Consider the following 18,699-nt stretch of genomic DNA (forward strand, 5'->3'; position numbering starts at 1 on the left):
GTGTAATTATGAAGGTTATGTAAACTATTAACCTTGACACTTCTCATGTTAAAAAAGTACAATTGGTATGTATGATTCTTATATAACTTCATATAATCATATTGAAATTGATATACAAATAAACAAAATCCTAGAAAAAGGAGGTGTTTGTGTGAATTTATTAACCCTCCTACTCATTTTGCTGGGTTGTATTCTAGGAGTTGTTGTAGGGTATATAGTTGCCCAAAAAGTTTTGCACGATAAACAAGTGCAAGCAAAACAAACTGCAGATGATATTATCAATCAGGCGAACAAAGAAGCAGAGAATCTCAAGAAAGAGAGATTACTTGAGGCGAAAGAAGAAAATCAACGTTTAAAAGAACAAACAGAAAATGAACTTCGAGAAATACGTGGAAATCTTCAAAAACAAGAGACCCGCCTTCTTCAAAAAGAAGATAACTTAGAGCGTAAGTCTGATCTATTAGACAAAAAAGATGAGATTTTAGAGCAAAAAGAATCGAAAATTGAAGAAAAACAACAACAAGTAGATGCAAAAGAGAGTAGTGTTCAATCCATAATAATGAAGCACGAACAAGAATTAGAACGCATCTCCGGTCTCACACGTGATGAAGCTATCAAAGAACAGTTTCAACGTGTTGAAGAAGAACTGTCACAAGATATTGCAGTACTTGTTAAAGAAAAGGAAAATGAAGCGAAAGAAAAAGTTGATAAAACCGCAAAAGAATTGTTGGCAACAACGGTTCAACGCTTAGCTGCTGAACATACTTCAGAGTCAACAGTATCGGTAGTCAACTTACCGAATGATGAAATGAAAGGTCGTATTATTGGCCGTGAAGGTCGAAACATTCGTACTTTAGAAACATTGACGGGTATCGATTTAATTATAGATGATACACCAGAAGCGGTTATATTATCAGGCTTCGATCCTATTCGACGAGAAATTGCACGCACAGCTTTAGTCAACCTTGTTTCAGACGGTCGGATTCATCCGGGTCGTATCGAAGACATGGTAGAAAAAGCACGTAAAGAAGTAGATGATATTATCCGAGATGCTGGTGAACAAGCTACATTTGAAATTAACGTTCATAACATGCATCCAGACCTAGTTAAAATACTCGGTCGACTTAAATTCAGAACAAGTTATGGCCAAAATGTCTTAAAACACTCAATCGAAGTTGCACATTTATCAGGAATGCTTGCAGCTGAACTTGGTGAAGACGTGACATTGGCAAAACGTGCTGGTTTGTTACATGACGTTGGTAAAGCGATTGATCATGAAGTAGAAGGCAGCCATGTCGAAATTGGTGTAGAACTTGCGAAGAAATATCATGAAAACGAAACAGTTATTAATGCGATTCATTCCCACCACGGGGATGTTGAACCAACATCAATTATCTCTATCCTAGTTGCTGCAGCAGATGCTTTATCAGCAGCGCGTCCAGGTGCTCGTAAAGAGACACTTGAAAATTATATCCGCAGATTGGAACGCTTAGAAGCACTATCTGAAGGTTATGAAGGCGTAGAAAAAGCATTTGCGATTCAAGCAGGTCGTGAAATCCGTGTAATTGTATCACCAGATGACATCGATGACTTGAAAGCACATCGCCTAGCAAGAGATATTAAAAAACAAATAGAAGATGAACTACAGTATCCAGGACATATCAAAGTGACAGTTGTTCGTGAGACGAGAGCAATTGAATATGCAAAATAATTTTTGAAACCAACAGAACCTTGGGCTAGAGATAGCTCAAGGTTCTTTTATATACAAATAAACTATCCCTTCAGCTTTTGAATGAGCTCAAGGGATAGTTACATTTAATTCATATTAAACTTATATATGCAGCATACTTAGAGTCGCAAAAGTTAATGCGGATAATATAATAGATGCGATTACAATTGCTATTAATGGTTTGCCGGCACGATCTTTAATATCTTTTAAGGCAACATTCAAGCCTAATCCAACCATTGCCATTATGATGAGTAATGTTGCTAAGAAATTTAATACTGCCATTAAAGGTTCTGGCAATGGTAAATACGTATTAATCAATGCAGCAATAATAAAACCAAATAAGAAATATGGAATTTCTATTTTAGCTTTTTGTGCACTGTGTTGTGATTTGTATTTCATGATTGCGAGTAAAATCAAACTGACTGGAATCAATAGAAATACACGTCCGAGTTTTGCGAGTAGTCCGATTTTAAGTGAAGCTTCTCCCGCAAATCCAGCAGCTAATACGACATGCGCAATTTCATGTAAACTACTGCCTGACCATGCGCCATATAATTGTGGCGCAATATTAAAGATAGATGTAATAACAGTGTAGGCTAATGAAAAGAGTGTTCCGATTAATGCGATAATGCCTACACTTAATGCTGTGTCTTTCTCTTTCGCTTTTAGAATTGAAGAAGTTGCGGCAATAGCAGCTGCACCGCAAATTCCTGTTCCGATTCCTAATAGAAGACCGATATCACGATCACCTTTAAGCCATTTGTTTAATAAGAAAATAAAACCGATACTAAAAATAACTACACCGATATCCACGAGTAATAATGTACGTCCTTGTGTAATGATTTCGTTAATATTTAATTTAAGACCATACAAGACAATCGCAAATTTCAAAAGCTTTTTCGCTGAAAATTCAATGCCAGGTCTAAGTGTTTCCGGATATCCTTTAATATGTCGATAAACAATCGCAAATAAGATCGCAATAGTCAATGCACCTACATTTGCGAGAATCGGCAACTTCGCTAACAACATACTGATGAGTGCGATAACCAGAGTAAAGAGTATCCCTAGTATGAAAGGTTTTTGTCTAAATGTTGTCATAGTCATGCCTCCTTAAAATTAAGGTTATCATTGGCTGACTATAACGTTAAATAAATATTTGGTATAGCGCTCATAACAAATTTGTTATAATAGTGAAAAGTCAAAGAGTCGGGGGACGTACAATGGATCCTTTTAAAGTATTAATTGAAGTCGTAAAAACGAGAAGCTACACGAAAGCAGCACAAAACTTATATACCTCGCAACCTTCAATCAGCCGAGATATTAAACGCTTAGAAAGTGACTATGACGTGAAGGTATTTGAATTTAAACATTCGAACATGCGACTCACAACTGATGGTGAAACTTTATTTCGATATGCGATACAAAAACAGCGACTTGAAGATCGTTTGAGAAAAGATTTAAAACAAGCACCTCATACAATTTCAGGAGAACTAACCATTGGCAGCAGTTACACTTACGGAGAATATCGATTGTCTGAACATCTCGCAGACTTGGCTCTAAAATATCCTAAATTACACATTCATGCGAGATTAGATAACTCAGAACATATTATTGAACATCTTAAACATAATAGTATCGATGTAGGTATTGTAGAAAAAGAAATTCAAGACAATGCGTTAAATAAAATTAAAATTGAACATGATGAGTTAGTTTTAATTCGTAGAAAAGGGCAAGTGTTTGAACAAGCTTCAACGTTTTATATTAGAGAAAGAGGCTCAGGTACGCGTGCATACCAAGAGAAGGGGATTGAGAAACTTGGCTTAGATGATATCTTTTTAGTTGAAATGAATAACACCACACTGATTAAAAATATGGTGCGCAGTGGTATGGGAATATCTATTGTTTCCTCTTCAGCACTGACTCCTTATGATCATCAATATTTAAGCGTAGTACCTGTAGATATACAACGTGATTTTTATTTGTTTACACATAAGAATAAATACATTGATGATAATCTAAGCTTATTGATAGAACATTTGAAGAAGCAATAAAAAGTTGAACATAAAAAAGAAGTTAAGCATATTTTGCTTAACTTCACGTGTTTCATGTGTCAGTGTATATCACTGCATCGCTTTTATTTTTATAATCGTTGTCTTTATTTAGATAAAAGTAAATCTGTTTGTTTTACTTCTTTAAGTACTTCGCATGTATCTAAAGCGTTTGAAGATAATTGTGCGTATCTTTCAGCTAAACGATAAGCATTAACATAAAGTTCTAAAGCTTCTTTTGCGATATCTTCAGCATCCTCACTTTTTGACGGATTTGATTGAAGTACTAGTTCTGCGAACTTTTCGGGATCAATATTAATTGACATTGAATAACGACATCTCCTATAAATTTGATAGACAAATCATAACATACAAACACACCCTGAAAAAGTAAAACTTCTAGTCGAAAATTGACAGATTTTTTACAAATACAACAATGTGATGTATGAATGACTTAATTACTTTTACCCGCTCTACATAAAATTAAAGATGAAGTTATTAAAACTTAAAAGAATCTTTGATTTCAGAACGCGATTGATACTTTTCAATTGATGCTTTTTCCATTAAACTAACTAATATGAGAGGATGAAGGAACGTTGAGAATATTATTTATCGGCGATATCGTAGGTAAGGTAGGACGTCAGGCAATCACGACGTATCTTCCTAAATTGAAACAACATTACCGTCCGACTGCGACAATTGTGAACGCTGAAAATGCGGCACACGGCAAAGGACTGACTGAAAAAATTTATAAACAATTATTACGTGAAGGCGTAGACTTTATGACGATGGGCAATCATACGTATGGTCAGCGTCAGATTTATGAGTTTATTGATGATGCGAAACGTATGGTCAGACCTGCGAACTTCCCTGATGAAGCACCAGGTGTCGGCATGCGTTATATGCAAATTAATGACACAAAACTTGCTGTTATCAATTTGCAAGGACGCGCTTTTATGCAAGATATTGATGATCCATTTAAAAAAGCAGATGCTTTGATAAAAGAAGCGCAAAAAGAAACGCCTTATATTTTTGTAGATTTTCATGCGGAAACAACATCAGAGAAAAATGCGATGGGCTGGTATTTAGATGGCCGCGCAAGTGCTGTAGTTGGAACGCATACACATATTCAAACTTCAGATAACCGTATTTTACCTCAAGGTACAGGTTACATTACAGATGTCGGTATGACTGGCTTCTATGATGGTATTTTAGGTATTAATCGTGATGAAGTCATTTACCGTTTTATCTCAAGTTTACCGCAACGTCATGTTGTACCTGACGAGGGAAGAGAAGTTTTATCTGGTGTAGTTATTGATTTAGATAAAAATGGTAAAACCAAAAAGATTGAACGGATTTTAATTAACGAAGATAACCCATTCGAAATGGTCTGATAGGGTATCGTCCGTTAGTATGAATTTCACTTAAAACCACTGTTATCATAGTAATACAGTGGTTTATTTTGTTATGATGATAGATGAATTATATTACAGGAGGCAAAGCTAGGTATGAAATCACAAGTATCTTGGAAAGTAGGCGGACAACAAGGTGAAGGAATTGAATCGACTGGAGAAATCTTTGCCACAGCAATGAACCGTGAAGGGTATTATCTCTACGGATACAGACATTTCTCAAGCCGTATTAAAGGCGGACATACCAATAATAAAATCAGGGTATCAACAACACCTGTACATGCGATCAGCGATGATTTAGATATTCTAATCGCATTTGATCAAGAAACGATTGAATTAAACCATCATGAAATGCGTGATGACAGCGTAATTATTGTAGATGCAAAAGCAAAACCGTCTCGTCCTGAAAATTGTAAAGCCCAACTGATCGTACTGCCTTTTACAGATATCGCAAAAGAGCTAGGTACGAAATTAATGAAAAACATGGTCGCAATTGGTGCAACATGTGCCATTATGGATTTAGATATCAAATCTTTCGAATCTTTAATTGCGAATACATTCGGTAAAAAAGGCGAAAATATTGTAGACATGAACGTTCAAGCGTTTCATGCAGGCTATGAAGCTATGAAAGAAGAAATGACAGACTTAAAAGGTGACTACCACCTTGAAGCAAGCCAGTCTGAGCCGCATTTATATATGATTGGTAACGATGCGATTGGTTTAGGTGCGATTTCAGCGGGTTCTAAATTTATGGCTGCTTATCCGATTACACCAGCATCAGAAATCATGGAATATATGATTGAAAACTTACCAAAAGTAAATGGTGCAGTTATCCAAACAGAGGATGAAATTGCGGCTGCGACAATGGCTATCGGTGCAAACTATGCAGGTGTCCGTGCATTTACAGCATCAGCAGGACCTGGCTTGTCGTTAATGATGGAATCTATCGGTTTATCAGGTATGACTGAAACGCCGTTAGTGATTGTGAATACACAACGTGGCGGTCCATCAACAGGCTTACCGACAAAAGAAGAACAATCTGACTTAATGCAGATGATTTATGGTACGCATGGCGATATTCCTAAAATTGTCGTAGCACCGACAGATGCTGAAGATTCGTTCTATTTAACAGTAGAAGCTTTCAACTTAGCTGAAGAATACCAATGCCCAGTCATTATCTTAAGTGATTTACAATTAGCATTAGGTAAACAAACTGTTGAACAATTAGATTTCAGTCGTGTAGAAATTAAACGTGGCGAGTTGCTGCAAAGTGATATTGAAAGAGATGAAGATGATAAATCTTACTTCAAACGTTATGCATTAACAGCAAGCGGTGTATCACCACGACCAATTCCAGGTGTTAAAGGCGGTATTCATCATGTGACAGGTGTAGAACACAGTCCAGAAGGTAAACCTAGCGAGTCTGCACAAAACCGTCAAGAACAAATGGACAAACGTATGCGTAAGACAGAAAAGTTATTAATCAATGAACCTGTGATTGACGATAAACCGTATGATGAAGCGGATATCTTATATATTGGTTTCATTTCAACAAAAGGTGCAATTCAAGAAGGTAAAGCACGTCTTGAAGATGAAGGTATTAAAGTCAATCATTTACAAATTAAACAATTGCATCCGTTCCCTACACAAATTGTGCAAGAAGCGGTAGATAAAGCGAAAAAAGTAGTTGTTGTTGAACATAACTATCAAGGACAACTTGCGAATATATTAAAAATGAATGTGAACGTCCATCAAAAATTAATCAATCAAACGAAGTATGATGGTACACCATTCTTACCACATGAAATTGAAGAAAAAGGTTTAGAAATTGCCAAAGAAACTGAAGGAGTGGTTACAGGTGGCAACATTTAAAGATTTTAGAAATAACGTTAAGCCTAACTGGTGTCCAGGTTGCGGTGACTTCTCAGTCCAAGCAGCGATTCAAAAAGCAGCTGCAAATGTAGGCTTAGAACCAGAAGAAGTAGCATTAATTACAGGTATCGGTTGTTCAGGTCGTTTATCAGGCTATGTTAACTCATATGGTATGCACGCGATTCACGGTCGTGCTTTACCGATTGCGCAAGGTGTTAAAATGGCCAATAAAGATTTAACAGTGATTTGTTCAGGCGGTGACGGAGATGGTTATGCGATTGGTATGGGTCATACCATTCATGCATTACGTCGTAACATGAACATTACGTACATCGTTATGGATAACCAAATTTATGGTTTAACTAAAGGACAAACATCACCATCATCAGCTCCTGGCTTTGTGACAAAAACTACACCAAAAGGCAACATTGAACAAAACGTCGCACCGTTAGAATTAGCATTATCATCAGGTGCAACATTTGTAGGACAAGGTTTCTCAAGTGACATCAAAGGATTGACTGCTTTAATCGAAGAAGCAATCAACCATGATGGTTTCTCATTTGTGAACGTTTTCTCACCATGTGTGACTTATAATAAAGTAAACACGTATGATTGGTTTAAAGAAAATCTTGTATCTGTTGATGAATTAGAAGATTATGATCCATCAGATAAAGGTAAAGCAACACAAGCAGTTATCAATCATGAATCATTGCTGACAGGTATTGTATATCAAGATAAAGAAACACCTTCTTATGAATCACAATTAGAAGTGATGAGCGGAGAAGCTTTAGCTAAGCAAGATATCAACATTGACCAATCACAATTTGATGAACTAACAAAACAATTTATTTAAAATACAAAATAGCCTTCATATTCTTCAAATAACGGGTATAAGTTATTGTAAGGGTATGAAGGCTTATTTATGATTCTGAAAATATATTTATATGATTATTTTGTATATCCATTAAATTGAGATTGACTAAAGTTTAAAATAAAAGTTTGGCATACCGCTTAATCAGGGTAATGTTTAAATAAGTCGCATTTAAGAGGTGTACAAAATGAAGAAAGAGATAAACGTAAATGAAACTCCTATGACACAAGAGCACTTATTAAATAAAATTGCACATAATTACTTAGAAGGACAGCAAGTAGATCCTTCAAATGAACATATAATTGAAAATGAAACACCACAAGGGTATGATGCACGCATTTATTTATTAAAAAACGAAGCCAATCGAAAACATTTAGCACACTGTATTAGAGATTATATCAATGGACATCTCGTAAAAGTGTTAGTAGACGATCATTTATTAATCGATTTTACGGAAACAGCAAATAATGATCATACCCATTTCAAAAGTTTAAATGGAGAATTAATCAAACATTTTAATCGAGCAATCAGACAAATTAAAGGTGAAATTCCTTTTGATGAAGATAATCATCCTGTGCCTCTATATGTTAGACGAATCAGTGAAGGTGGTTTTAAAGTTTTGAAACTTGATGAAATCCACCGCCTAGTCTATAAAGAAATTGATCATCGCCTCATTATTATCAGCTGTTATTACCACACTGTATGATTTCCATAAAACTAAGATAGAATATTCGATAGAAAATATAAATTTTGATACAGTAAAGTTAATGAAATAGTGAAAAGAGGTTTGAAAGATGCAAGATACATTGATGAGTATTCAAGTATTACCTAAAACCCCCAATGGTGAAGACGTTATTCCATATGTTGATGAAGCGATTTCTATTATTGAACAATCTGGATTAAAATTTAGAGTATCGCCATTAGAAACAACCGTTCAAGGCACAATGAGCGAGTGTTTGATTTTAATTCAAAATATTAATGACAGAATGGTCGAACTAGAAGTACCAAGTGTCATCAGTCAAGTGAAGTTCTATTATGTACCGACTGGTATTACAATGGAAGATTTGACTGCAAAATATGATTAATAAATATTATTTGCTAAAGCATTCCTAATTACAGGAGTGCTTTTTTGTTTTATCAAACAACCTAATTATAAAAATAATAAAAAATAGAAGTGTCATTGACACAATAGTCTGAATATTAATATAATAATTTCATATAAGCGGCATAGAGATAACAGCAAGAGGAGGAATTATATGAAGAAACGATGGTTTAAGTTAGCGATAGTTTTACTATCACTGTTATTAGTACTATCAGCATGCGGCAGCAAAAAGTCGGATTCTGATAATACTAAGGGTTCAAGCAGTACGGGCAAGAGTGACAAAAAAGGCGGTACATTAAATATTGGTACAGGTGCACCACCAGAAGGTAACTTCTCTGGTATTTTTGCATCATCAGTTACTGATTCAGGTGTTATCGGATTATTCAGTGATGGATTATTCAAAATGGATGATCATTTACAATTAGAACCAAACTTAGTGTCATGGAAAGAAATCGAACCTGCTAAGAAATATAAATTCACATTGAAAAAAGGTGTGAAATGGCAAGATGGTAATCCATTAACAATCAATGACTGGATTTTCACATTAGAAACATTAGCAAATCCTGACTACGATGGTCCACGTTATGACAACGTAGATTGTATCGAAGGGGCACAAGCGAAAAAAGAAGGTCAAGCGGATACAATTTCAGGTATCAAAAAGATTGATGACTACAATGTAGAAATCACATTCAAAGAGAAAAAAGTTAATAACTTATTGAAAATTTATGCTGGCGACTTATTGAGTGAAAAAATCTTTAAAGATATTCCAGTTAAAGATATGGCAAAATCAGACGCTGTTCGTAAACATCCAATCGGTTATGGAGCATTCAAAGTTAAAAAAATCGTAGATGGCGAATCAGTACAATTAGAGAAAAACAAAGATTACTGGAAAGGTGAACCAAAGCTCGACAAAATCAACTACAAAGTTGTAGACCAAAACGCGATGGTTAAAGCTCTTCAAAACGGCGACATCGACATGGTAGGTCAAGGTACACCACCAATGGCAAAACAAGTTAAAGACTCTAAAGCAGACAACATTAAAGTATTAACAGCACCATCAACACAATACATGATTATCGGATTTGTATTAAACAAATATGATAAAAAAGCAATGAAAGTCGGAGAACCACTTCCTAAATACCAAGATGTACGTTTAAGAAAAGCAATGGATTATGCGATCAATAAAGATGAATGGATTAAAGCATTCATGTATGGTTACGCTAAACCAACGAACTCATTAATTCCAACAAGTCACTGGGTATCTCAAGGTAATAAAGGCTTAGAAGACTATAGCTACAATGTTAAAAAAGCGAAAAAATTATTAGATGAAGCAGGATATAAAGATAGAGACGGCGATGGTTTCAGAGAAGACCCTAAAGGTAAAAAATTCGAAATCAGCTTGAAACACTATGCAGGTACAAACCCAACATTTGAACCAAGAACTGCAGCACTTAAAGGTTATTGGGAAAAAGTTGGCTTGAAAACTAAAGTCAGCATGGTTGAATTCAGTAAATATAATGCAGATTTAGAAAAATCAGACGGTAACGTTGAAGTTTATGTCAGAGGATGGCAACAAGGGGCTGACCCAGATCCATCAGGTTTATATAAATCAAATGCATTATGGAATGAATCACGTTACAACAACCCAGAATCAGATAAATTATTAGCAGAAGCTACTGATTTTGATGTTGTAGGAAACGACAAAGAAAAACGTAAAGATATCTACTTGAAATGGCAAAAACTTTGGAATAAAGATGTTCCAGTTATCCCTCTTGTAGAACTTGAAGATATTACTTTAGTTAGCAATAAAGTTAAAAACTTTGAAGTTTCATTCAAAGGTTCTAACCCTGCAAATGAATGGACTGTAGAAAAATAATTTTGCATGAAAAGCCTCGATTATTTTCGAGGCTTTTTCTAAGCAAAAAAAGGGAGTGTTGAAATTGACATCGAGGAATATTTTAGAAATAACACAATTAAAAACCAGCTTTTACATAAAGAAAGAATGGCATTCTGCAGTTAATGATATTAATTTGTCAGTTGAAGAAGGGGAGATTCTTGGGATCGTAGGTGAATCAGGATCAGGTAAATCTGTATTAAGTTTATCTGTGATGCAGTTATTACCAGAAAAAATTGCCAAGATTGAAGAAGGAGAAATCGTCTTTAAAGGTAAGCGTGTCGACAACATCAGTGAGAATGACTATAACCAACTAAGAGGTAAAGAACTCTCAATGATTTTCCAAGAACCGATGACAGCTTTAAATCCAGTATTTACAATTGGTAATCAACTTACTGAAAAAATCATGCTGCATTTGAAATTGAATAAATCAGAAGCGAGAGCCAAAGCGATTGATTTGCTTAACCAAGTAGGTATTCCGCGTGCCGCAGAAGTCATTGATAACTATCCGCATCAATTATCAGGTGGGATGAGACAGCGTGTCATGATCGCATTAGCTATTTCTTGTAGTCCTGATTTATTAATCGCTGATGAGCCTACCACTGCCTTAGACGTTACAGTACAAGCCCAAATTTTAGAGTTGTTACGAAAAATCAGAAAAGAAACGAATATGTCTATCATCTTCATTTCGCATGACTTAGCTGTTATCTCAGAACTCTGTGACCGCGTTGCCGTAATGTATGCCGGTAATATTATTGAAACTGGCACGACTAATGAAATTTTCAAATCTCCGAAGCATCCTTATACACAAGCTTTAATCAGATCGATACCTAAATTAGACAGTGATGTTGAAAAATTAGAAGTTATTGAAGGTAGTGTCCCTTCACTTGTTAATATGCCGAAAGTAGGATGTAAATTCGCAAACAGATGTCCGCATGTTATGGATATCTGTAAAACTGAAAACGTCGCTTTAAAATCGATTGACGCAAAACATAAAGTCGCTTGTCATTTATATGACGAGCAATAATGGAGGAACGATATGGATAAAAAGACAATCTTAGAAGTAAACAATCTTAAGCAATATTATCCAATTAAAGGTGGATTTTTTCGTAGAACAATCGGTCAAGTTAAAGCAGTAGACGGTATCAGTTTTAAAATTAATGAAGGAGAAACAATGGGGCTTGTTGGTGAATCAGGCTGTGGTAAATCGTCAGCAGGACGCAGCATTTTAAGATTACAGACACCGACAGATGGTACTGTTTTATTCGATGGCGAGGATATCACAAAGATTCAAGGTAGAAAGTTGAGAGAAGCGAGACAAGGTTTTCAAATGGTCTTTCAAGATCCTTATGCATCATTAAACCCGCTTCAAATGGTCGGCGATATCGTCGCTGAACCGATTAAAAACTATCATAAAATATCTAAAGAAGAACTCGAAAAAGAAGTCAAAGCACTGCTTGTCAAAGTAGGACTAAACACAGAAGATTATTATAAATATGCGCATGAATTTTCAGGAGGTCAAAGACAAAGGGTCGGTATTGCACGCGCACTCGCTTTAAAACCAAAACTTATCATTTTAGATGAACCTGTCAGTGCGTTAGATGTTTCTGTACAATCTCAAGTTTTGAACTTATTAGATGATTTGCAAGAAGAGTTTAATCTCAGTTATTTATTCATCGCCCATGACTTAAGTGTCGTAAAGCATGTGAGTGATTACATTGGAGTTATGTATCTCGGACACATTGTAGAACAAGGTCCGTCAGATGAAATTTATAACAACCCTAAACATCCGTACACACAAGCTTTGATTTCAGCTATTCCTGAAATTGATCCAGAAAAAAGAAAAGAACGTATTTTATTAACAGGTGATTTACCTTCTCCTGCCAATCCACCGACAGGGTGCCCATTCCATACCCGTTGTCCGATTGCTCAAGAAGCGTGTAAAACAACTAAGCCAAAGTATAAAGAAGTCAGTCAAAATCATTTCGCAGCATGCTTATTGATTGAGGAAGAGGTGGAAAAATGATTCAGTTAATTGTTCGTCGTTTATTATTGATGATTCCGTTATTATTCTTAATTTCAATCGTTATCTTCGGTATTGCGAAAATGCAGCCGGGTGATGCTTTTACAGGATCTGTAACGTCAACTGATAGTTCAGCATCTAAATATATTGAACAGCAAAGAAAAAAATTAGGCTATGACCAGCCGATTCATGTGCAATATATGAAATGGGCTGAAAAAATCGCTCAAGGTGATTTAGGTGAATCTGTACGATTCAAACGTCCAGTTTTAGATTTAATTAAAGAAAGAATGCCAAACACAATTACACTAGGTACATTAAGTTTGATATTTACTTATATTTTAGCGTTTCCGCTTGGTATTATTTCAGGACGGAAACCGTACTCACCTTTAGATTATTCTATACAAATCGCGAACTATTTCTTACTCGCGTTACCATCATTTGTAGCGGGTGTGTTCGCAATTTATTTATTTGCTTTCCAATTAAACTGGTTCCCATTCCAAGGCTCAGTGACGATTGGTTTGGAAGAAGGTACATTCCCGTACTATATGAGTAAAATTTATCATGCCTTATTGCCTGCATTAATTCTAGGTATTATGTCGACAGCAGGTTACGTACAATTCTTAAGAAATGATATTATCGAAAATTCACGTAAAGACTATGTCAGAACAGCACGTTCAAATGGTATTTCAGAAAACAAAATTTACAACAAACATATTTTAAGAAACTCAGTCATTCCGATTGTGACATTCTTCGGTGGAGATGTGTTATCTATCTTCGGCGGGGCTGTAATTACTGAAACGATTTTCTCTTATCCTGGTATCGGTAAATTATTAATTGAAGCAATCAGCGGTAAAGACTATCCATTAATGATGGCATTACTTTTATTCTTTGCATTTTTAGGACTATTAGCGAACTTAATATCCGACATCACATACAGTATTGTAGACCCTAGAATTAAGAGCAACTAAGGAGGAGAAAACATGTCTAAAAAATCAAAAAAGAAACATGAAAGTTATTCACCGCTGAGAACAGCCATGATTCACTTCACACATAATAAATTAGCAATGACAGCGCTGATTACATTAATTGCGATATTTGTGATTTCAATGTTATCTCCACTGCTTGCGCCGTACGATCCAAACTTACAAAATTTGGTTTATATTAAAGGGGATATGTCACCAGAACACTGGTTAGGCACAGATGCCGGTGGACGTGATATTTTAAGTCGTCTGCTTTATTCTGGTCGTGTCTCTATGGTCTTTGGGATTGTGACAACTGCCGGAATTTTAATCATCGGTTTGATTGTCGGAATGATTTCAGGTTACTATGGCGGCAAAGTAGATACCATTTTAATGCGTTTTACTGAGTTTGTTATGTTGTTCCCATTCATTCCATTCGCAATCGTATTAAATGCGACATTCAGTGACAAAATCAAAAATCCATATGGCTCAGCATTTATTTTAGCTGCCGTAATCATTACTTTATCATGGGTTGGGATTGCCAGATTAACACGTGGTAAAGTCATGCAGGAAAAAGAAAATGAATATTTCTTAGCGGCTGTTTCAATTGGAACACCTGTTTATAAAATTATGTTAAAACACTTACTTCCAAATATTTTAAGTGTCATCATTGTACAAGCAACATTATTATTTGCGGTACAAATCGTGGCAGAAGCTGGTTTGAGTTTCCTTGGTTTCGGTATTGCGAAAACAACACCGACATGGGGGAATATGTTATCGGATGCGCAAGAAGCGGATGTATTAAGCAGTAAACCATGGATTTGGATGCCACCAGCGATGATTATTACGATTACAATTTTATGTATCAACTTCGTGGGTGAAGGATTAAAAGATGCTTTGAACCCTAAATCTAAACACTAATCAAAGAGTCGGTCACATTGACCGGCTTTTTCTTATGAGAACAAGAATCATTTTGCACTTTTATGATAAACCATATATAATGTAATAATGATAAATCGGGGATATAGAAAGGATTTTGCGAAGTGAATGAAGAACAAAGAAAAGCAGGTTCTTTAGACGTCATTGCTCAACGAAATAAAAAAGAAAAAGATTATAGTCAGTACTTCGAAACAGTGTATCAACCTCCTAGTTTAAAAGAAGCCAAAAAACGCGGTAAAGAAGAAGTAAAATATAATCGTGATTTCCAAATAGATGAAAAGTTTAAAGATATGGGTAAAGGCCGTACGTTCTTTATTAAAACATACGGTTGTCAAATGAACGCACATGACACAGAAGTAATGGCAGGTATTTTTGAGGCACTTGGTTATACGTTAGCAGACGACATGTTGAAAGCGGATGTTATTTTACTGAATACTTGTGCAATCCGTGAGAATGCGGAGAATAAAGTGTTCAGTGAAATCGGTAATTTAAAACATTTAAAACGTGATCGTCCAGATTGCTTAATCGGCGTTTGCGGTTGTATGTCACAAGAAGAATCAGTTGTAAATAAAATCTTAAAATCATTCCAAAATGTGGACATGATTTTCGGTACGCATAATATTCATAAGTTGCCTGAAATTTTAGAAGAAGCTTATTTATCTAAAGCAATGGTCATTGATGTATGGTCAAAAGAAGGCGATGTTATTGAAAACTTGCCTAAAGTACGTGATGATTATTTCAAAGCTTGGGTCAATATTATGTACGGTTGTGATAAGTTCTGTACATATTGTATTGTTCCGTTTACACGCGGTAAAGAACGTAGCCGTAGACCAGAAGACATTATTGAAGAAGTCCGTGATTTAGCACGTCAAGGTTATAAAGAGATTACATTATTAGGACAAAATGTTAACTCATATGGTAAGGACTTACAAGATATTGAATATGGTTTAGGCGATTTATTTGAAGATATCGCTAAAATTGATATTCCACGTGTTCGCTTCACAACAAGTCATCCATGGGACTTCACAGACCACATGATTGAAGTTATTGCCAAAGGCGGCAATATTGTTCCACACATTCATTTACCGGTACAATCAGGTAATGATGCCGTACTTAAAATTATGGGACGTAAATATACACGTGAAAGTTATTTAGATTTAGTAAATCGTATCAAAGCAGCAATTCCAGATGTTGCGTTAACAACAGATATCATTGTCGGTTATCCAAATGAAACTGAAGAACAATTTGAAGAGACTTTATCACTATATGATGAAGTTGAATTCGAACATGCGTATACGTACCTTTATTCACAACGTGATGGTACACCAGCAGCACGTATGAAAGATAACGTGGCAACTGAAGTGAAGAAAGAACGATTACAACGTTTGAATAAAAAAGTCGGTTATTATTCAGAACGTGCCTTAAAAGCATACGAAGGTGAAGTGGTCACTGTACTATGTGAAGGCAGCAGTAAAAAAGATGAAAATGTTTTAGCAGGTTATACTGAGAAAAACAAACTTGTCAATTTCAGAGGACCTAAAGAAGCAATTGGTCAATTAGTGAAAGTGAAAATTGATGAAGCGAAACAATATTCTTTAAACGGTACATTCTTAAATATTGTGGAAGCTGAAGCGGTTGAAGCATAATGTACGATAAAGCAGAGATTATCGCTAAGGCACAAGCACTCAGTGATCAAATAAAAGCTTTAGAAACCGTTAAAGAATATCAAAAAGTTGAACAACAAATACATCGTAATCATCATATCGATGCGTGGATGGCTGATTTGAAACAACGACAAAAGCAATCAGTCAATTTGCAGAACTACGGCAAAATGGAAGCTTTCAAGCGTAGTGAAGCAGAGATTGCGGAGATTCAACAAAAAATCAATGCGTTGCCGATTGTGACAGAGTTTCGTGATGCCCAAGCAGATGCGAATGATTTATTGCAGATGATGATTAATACGATGGCTGATCAGTTAAATGCAGCGCACCACAAGCAGTAACTTTAAATTATAAGTGAAAGGGCGTTTTTTATTGTGAATGTAAGAAAGCTTACACTGACTTCAATGTTTATCGCCATTAATGTGGTTTTAAGCAGTTTGATTGTTATCCCTATTGGACCGATTAAAGCAGCACCGATTCAGCATATGATTAATGTGCTATGTGCTGTATTTGTAGGACCGTGGTTTGGATTGGCACAAGCCTTTCTATCTTCTGTAATTAGAATGATGTTCGGCACAGGATCTGCTTTTGCGTTTCCTGGCAGTATGATTGGTGTATTGTTGGCAAGTGCACTTTACCGCTACCGTAAACATTTATTTATGGCAGCTATAGGTGAAGTCATCGGTACAGGATTAATCGGAAGTTTTATGTGTATTCCATTAGCATTCGTACTCGGTTTACAACATTTTGCGATTAAACCTTTAATGGCAGCCTTTATTACTTCAAGTGCTGTCGGTGCTTTTATCAGCTATGTTGTATTAATGATATTATTTAAAAAAGGCAAACTCTCTCGTTGGTTGCCTAAAGATTAATAAATAAGACCCCATTCGTTTCTTAAATGAAGTGAATGGGGTCATTGTTATATCTTCTGGTTTTTATAACTAAATATTGTTTTAGTTATAGAATGAAAATACTAGTAAGCTGTTAGAAGCTCATACATGAAATAACTATATGTGGTCAATTAGTACTATTTTTGATCACGTAACTGGATATACTGATCAATATAGTTTGAAAATGCACCATCTACACCTGCATTCAGCAATGCTTGCATCTCTGGTTGTGTATTTACTGTATATGGATGAACAAGTAAGTCGTGACGATGTGCTTTGTCGACATTTTGTGGTGTCGCATCATGATACTCAGGGCCGACGCCTTGTGCATAAGATGAAATAAAGTCTAGTTGTTGATCAGTATAAGCGGATAATTGATCAACATCTGTTAGTTGAATAAGCGGAATATGGCTATTTAAGCGTTGTATCTTCAGTAAACTTTCTTGTGAGAAGCTTTGAATCACAACTTGTCCGTTTTTTAGTTTTGCAGGAGTTAATAAGCCATGTTGATTCAGTGTTTGAAGTAATTTTTCTTCCATACCTGGATACACATCTGGTGACTTTGTCTCGATATAATAATTAGTATCTTGACCATAACGATTTAAAATCTCGTCAAGCGTCGGAATTTTTGCGCCTTCATATTCAGGTTTCGCATATTGTGGATTTTCAACGTTAAACCAAGTACCGACATCCATTTGTTTCAGTTGTTCTGTCGTATAATTTTTGACGGGACCATGGAATTTTCCACCAGTTGTACGATCTACCGTTTCATCATGCATCGCGATAAGATTGCCGTCTTTAGTCATCTGTAAATCCAATTCAATATAGTCTGCGTTAAGTTCATGTTTCGCTTTGTCATATGCGAAGAAAGTATGTTCAGGTGTATAACCACTCGCGCCACGATGTGCAATTGAAACATTTTGATTTAAGATGTTATGCGGATGATTCGACATGTTTTTTGTAGACTGATTATGCGCATTTGAAGCTGGACCGATAGTGTCAGTGTTCGCATAAGTTACCTGGGAAGTTGCGAGAAGTGCAGTAGAAATCATGAGAGTAGAAAAAATAGTTGATTTAATTTTCATATGTATTCATGCTCCTTTGTTTAAGATATTTTCATGATAGCTTAAGATTTAAGGAAAATTGCACATATTTACTATAAGTTTATAAAAGTTAACTATGGTTTTATGATTTATTATTATTTTTAAAATTAGATTAAAATTACAGTGTAAAGACGATACTCGTTTGTGAGAACATAATTTGTTAAAATAGATGAGTTAAGACAAGTGAAAAGAATAT

The 18,699-nt window shown here is 35.5% G+C and carries 18 protein-coding genes; 15 read left to right on the top strand and 3 right to left on the bottom strand.

Features of this window, described 5'->3' with window-relative positions; translation table 11 throughout:
- Positions 1 to 151: 151 nt before the first annotated feature.
- The gene (rny, locus tag CD112_RS07285) at positions 152 to 1,711 is read left to right on the top strand and encodes a ribonuclease Y (RefSeq protein WP_002480732.1); all 1,560 of its coding nucleotides are present in this window, start codon (positions 152 to 154) and stop codon (positions 1,709 to 1,711) included.
- Positions 1,712 to 1,831: 120 nt separating this feature from the next.
- On the opposite strand, the gene CD112_RS07290 is transcribed toward rny, so the two are convergent.
- Positions 1,832 to 2,827: a YeiH family protein gene (locus CD112_RS07290; protein ID WP_023015671.1), complete on the bottom strand. Its 996-nt coding sequence runs from the start codon at positions 2,825 to 2,827 to the stop codon at positions 1,832 to 1,834.
- A 122-nt stretch (positions 2,828 to 2,949) separates the two neighbouring features.
- Between CD112_RS07290 and CD112_RS07295 the strand changes: the two genes are divergently transcribed.
- On the top strand, positions 2,950 to 3,780 hold the full coding sequence (locus tag CD112_RS07295; RefSeq protein ID WP_002480734.1) for a LysR family transcriptional regulator: 831 nt from the start codon (positions 2,950 to 2,952) through the stop codon (positions 3,778 to 3,780).
- A 104-nt stretch (positions 3,781 to 3,884) separates the two neighbouring features.
- Here CD112_RS07295 and CD112_RS07300 read toward each other — a convergent pair whose 3' ends face one another.
- The gene (locus tag CD112_RS07300) at positions 3,885 to 4,103 is read right to left on the bottom strand and encodes a hypothetical protein (protein ID WP_002480735.1); all 219 of its coding nucleotides are present in this window, start codon (positions 4,101 to 4,103) and stop codon (positions 3,885 to 3,887) included.
- A 270-nt stretch (positions 4,104 to 4,373) separates the two neighbouring features.
- Here CD112_RS07300 and CD112_RS07305 point away from each other — a divergent pair, with 270 nt between their 5' ends.
- The 13 genes from CD112_RS07305 (at position 4,374) to thiW (ending at position 17,382) form a co-directional block, all read left to right on the top strand.
- A complete protein-coding gene (locus tag CD112_RS07305) occupies positions 4,374 to 5,171 on the top strand; it encodes a TIGR00282 family metallophosphoesterase (protein WP_023015669.1) in 798 nt (265 codons plus the stop codon).
- A gap of 114 nt (positions 5,172 to 5,285) precedes the next feature.
- On the top strand, positions 5,286 to 7,061 hold the full coding sequence (locus tag CD112_RS07310) for a 2-oxoacid:acceptor oxidoreductase subunit alpha (protein WP_103364079.1): 1,776 nt from the start codon (positions 5,286 to 5,288) through the stop codon (positions 7,059 to 7,061).
- Positions 7,048 to 7,914, top strand: a complete 867-nt coding sequence (locus CD112_RS07315) for a 2-oxoacid:ferredoxin oxidoreductase subunit beta (protein WP_002480738.1) — start codon at positions 7,048 to 7,050, stop codon at positions 7,912 to 7,914. The genes CD112_RS07310 and CD112_RS07315 overlap by 14 nt, the downstream gene beginning before the upstream one ends.
- Before the next feature lie 205 nt (positions 7,915 to 8,119).
- Positions 8,120 to 8,638, top strand: a complete 519-nt coding sequence (locus tag CD112_RS07320) for a type II toxin-antitoxin system YoeB family toxin (protein ID WP_103364080.1) — start codon at positions 8,120 to 8,122, stop codon at positions 8,636 to 8,638.
- 88 nt (positions 8,639 to 8,726) lie between these two features.
- On the top strand, positions 8,727 to 9,017 hold the full coding sequence (locus CD112_RS07325) for a thiamine-binding protein (protein ID WP_002480740.1): 291 nt from the start codon (positions 8,727 to 8,729) through the stop codon (positions 9,015 to 9,017).
- Positions 9,018 to 9,188: 171 nt separating this feature from the next.
- Complete coding sequence (gene opp4A, locus CD112_RS07330; RefSeq protein WP_060803526.1) at positions 9,189 to 10,910, top strand: oligopeptide ABC transporter substrate-binding protein; 1,722 nt, start codon at positions 9,189 to 9,191, stop codon at positions 10,908 to 10,910.
- Between the two features lie 64 nt (positions 10,911 to 10,974).
- Entirely contained in the window at positions 10,975 to 11,955 is a 981-nt protein-coding gene (locus tag CD112_RS07335; RefSeq protein ID WP_082709446.1) for an ABC transporter ATP-binding protein, read from the top strand.
- 12 nt (positions 11,956 to 11,967) lie between these two features.
- A complete protein-coding gene (locus CD112_RS07340) occupies positions 11,968 to 12,954 on the top strand; it encodes an ABC transporter ATP-binding protein (RefSeq protein WP_023015664.1) in 987 nt (328 codons plus the stop codon).
- Positions 12,951 to 13,919: an oligopeptide ABC transporter permease gene (gene opp4B, locus CD112_RS07345; RefSeq protein ID WP_103364081.1), complete on the top strand. Its 969-nt coding sequence runs from the start codon at positions 12,951 to 12,953 to the stop codon at positions 13,917 to 13,919. Before CD112_RS07340 ends, opp4B begins: the two co-directional genes overlap by 4 nt.
- A gap of 12 nt (positions 13,920 to 13,931) precedes the next feature.
- Positions 13,932 to 14,831 (top strand): oligopeptide ABC transporter permease, encoded by a 900-nt coding sequence (gene opp4C / locus CD112_RS07350; protein WP_002480745.1) that lies wholly within the window; start codon positions 13,932 to 13,934, stop codon positions 14,829 to 14,831.
- Positions 14,832 to 14,953: 122 nt separating this feature from the next.
- Positions 14,954 to 16,495 (top strand): tRNA (N6-isopentenyl adenosine(37)-C2)-methylthiotransferase MiaB, encoded by a 1,542-nt coding sequence (gene miaB / locus CD112_RS07355; protein WP_002480746.1) that lies wholly within the window; start codon positions 14,954 to 14,956, stop codon positions 16,493 to 16,495.
- The gene (locus tag CD112_RS07360; protein WP_002480747.1) at positions 16,495 to 16,851 is read left to right on the top strand and encodes a YlbF/YmcA family competence regulator; all 357 of its coding nucleotides are present in this window, start codon (positions 16,495 to 16,497) and stop codon (positions 16,849 to 16,851) included. The genes miaB and CD112_RS07360 overlap by 1 nt, the downstream gene beginning before the upstream one ends.
- A gap of 33 nt (positions 16,852 to 16,884) precedes the next feature.
- Positions 16,885 to 17,382, top strand: coding sequence for an energy coupling factor transporter S component ThiW (gene thiW / locus CD112_RS07365; RefSeq protein WP_002480748.1), 498 nt, complete (start codon positions 16,885 to 16,887; stop codon positions 17,380 to 17,382).
- A 155-nt stretch (positions 17,383 to 17,537) separates the two neighbouring features.
- On the opposite strand, the gene CD112_RS07370 is transcribed toward thiW, so the two are convergent.
- The gene (locus CD112_RS07370; protein WP_103364082.1) at positions 17,538 to 18,485 is read right to left on the bottom strand and encodes a glycerophosphodiester phosphodiesterase; all 948 of its coding nucleotides are present in this window, start codon (positions 18,483 to 18,485) and stop codon (positions 17,538 to 17,540) included.
- Between the last annotated feature and the right edge of the window lie 214 nt (positions 18,486 to 18,699).

The sequence above is a fragment of the Staphylococcus simulans genome, assembly GCF_002902285.1.
Taxonomy (GTDB): domain Bacteria; phylum Bacillota; class Bacilli; order Staphylococcales; family Staphylococcaceae; genus Staphylococcus; species Staphylococcus simulans.

Bases quoted from the DNA above. Each gene is read 5' to 3' on its own strand.
- CD112_RS07320 (WP_103364080.1), top strand. From the start codon at position 8,120: ATGAAGAAAGAGATAAACGTAAATGAAACTCCTATGACACAAGAGCAC.
- CD112_RS07300 (WP_002480735.1), bottom strand. From the start codon at position 4,103: ATGTCAATTAATATTGATCCCGAAAAGTTCGCAGAACTAGTACTTCAA.
- CD112_RS07340 (WP_023015664.1), top strand. From the start codon at position 11,968: ATGGATAAAAAGACAATCTTAGAAGTAAACAATCTTAAGCAATATTAT.
- CD112_RS07290 (WP_023015671.1), bottom strand. From the start codon at position 2,827: ATGACAACATTTAGACAAAAACCTTTCATACTAGGGATACTCTTTACT.
- opp4A (WP_060803526.1), top strand. From the start codon at position 9,189: ATGAAGAAACGATGGTTTAAGTTAGCGATAGTTTTACTATCACTGTTA.
- opp4C (WP_002480745.1), top strand. From the start codon at position 13,932: ATGTCTAAAAAATCAAAAAAGAAACATGAAAGTTATTCACCGCTGAGA.
- CD112_RS07370 (WP_103364082.1), bottom strand. From the start codon at position 18,485: ATGAAAATTAAATCAACTATTTTTTCTACTCTCATGATTTCTACTGCA.
- CD112_RS07325 (WP_002480740.1), top strand. From the start codon at position 8,727: ATGCAAGATACATTGATGAGTATTCAAGTATTACCTAAAACCCCCAAT.
- opp4B (WP_103364081.1), top strand. From the start codon at position 12,951: ATGATTCAGTTAATTGTTCGTCGTTTATTATTGATGATTCCGTTATTA.
- CD112_RS07295 (WP_002480734.1), top strand. From the start codon at position 2,950: ATGGATCCTTTTAAAGTATTAATTGAAGTCGTAAAAACGAGAAGCTAC.
- CD112_RS07310 (WP_103364079.1), top strand. From the start codon at position 5,286: ATGAAATCACAAGTATCTTGGAAAGTAGGCGGACAACAAGGTGAAGGA.
- CD112_RS07360 (WP_002480747.1), top strand. From the start codon at position 16,495: ATGTACGATAAAGCAGAGATTATCGCTAAGGCACAAGCACTCAGTGAT.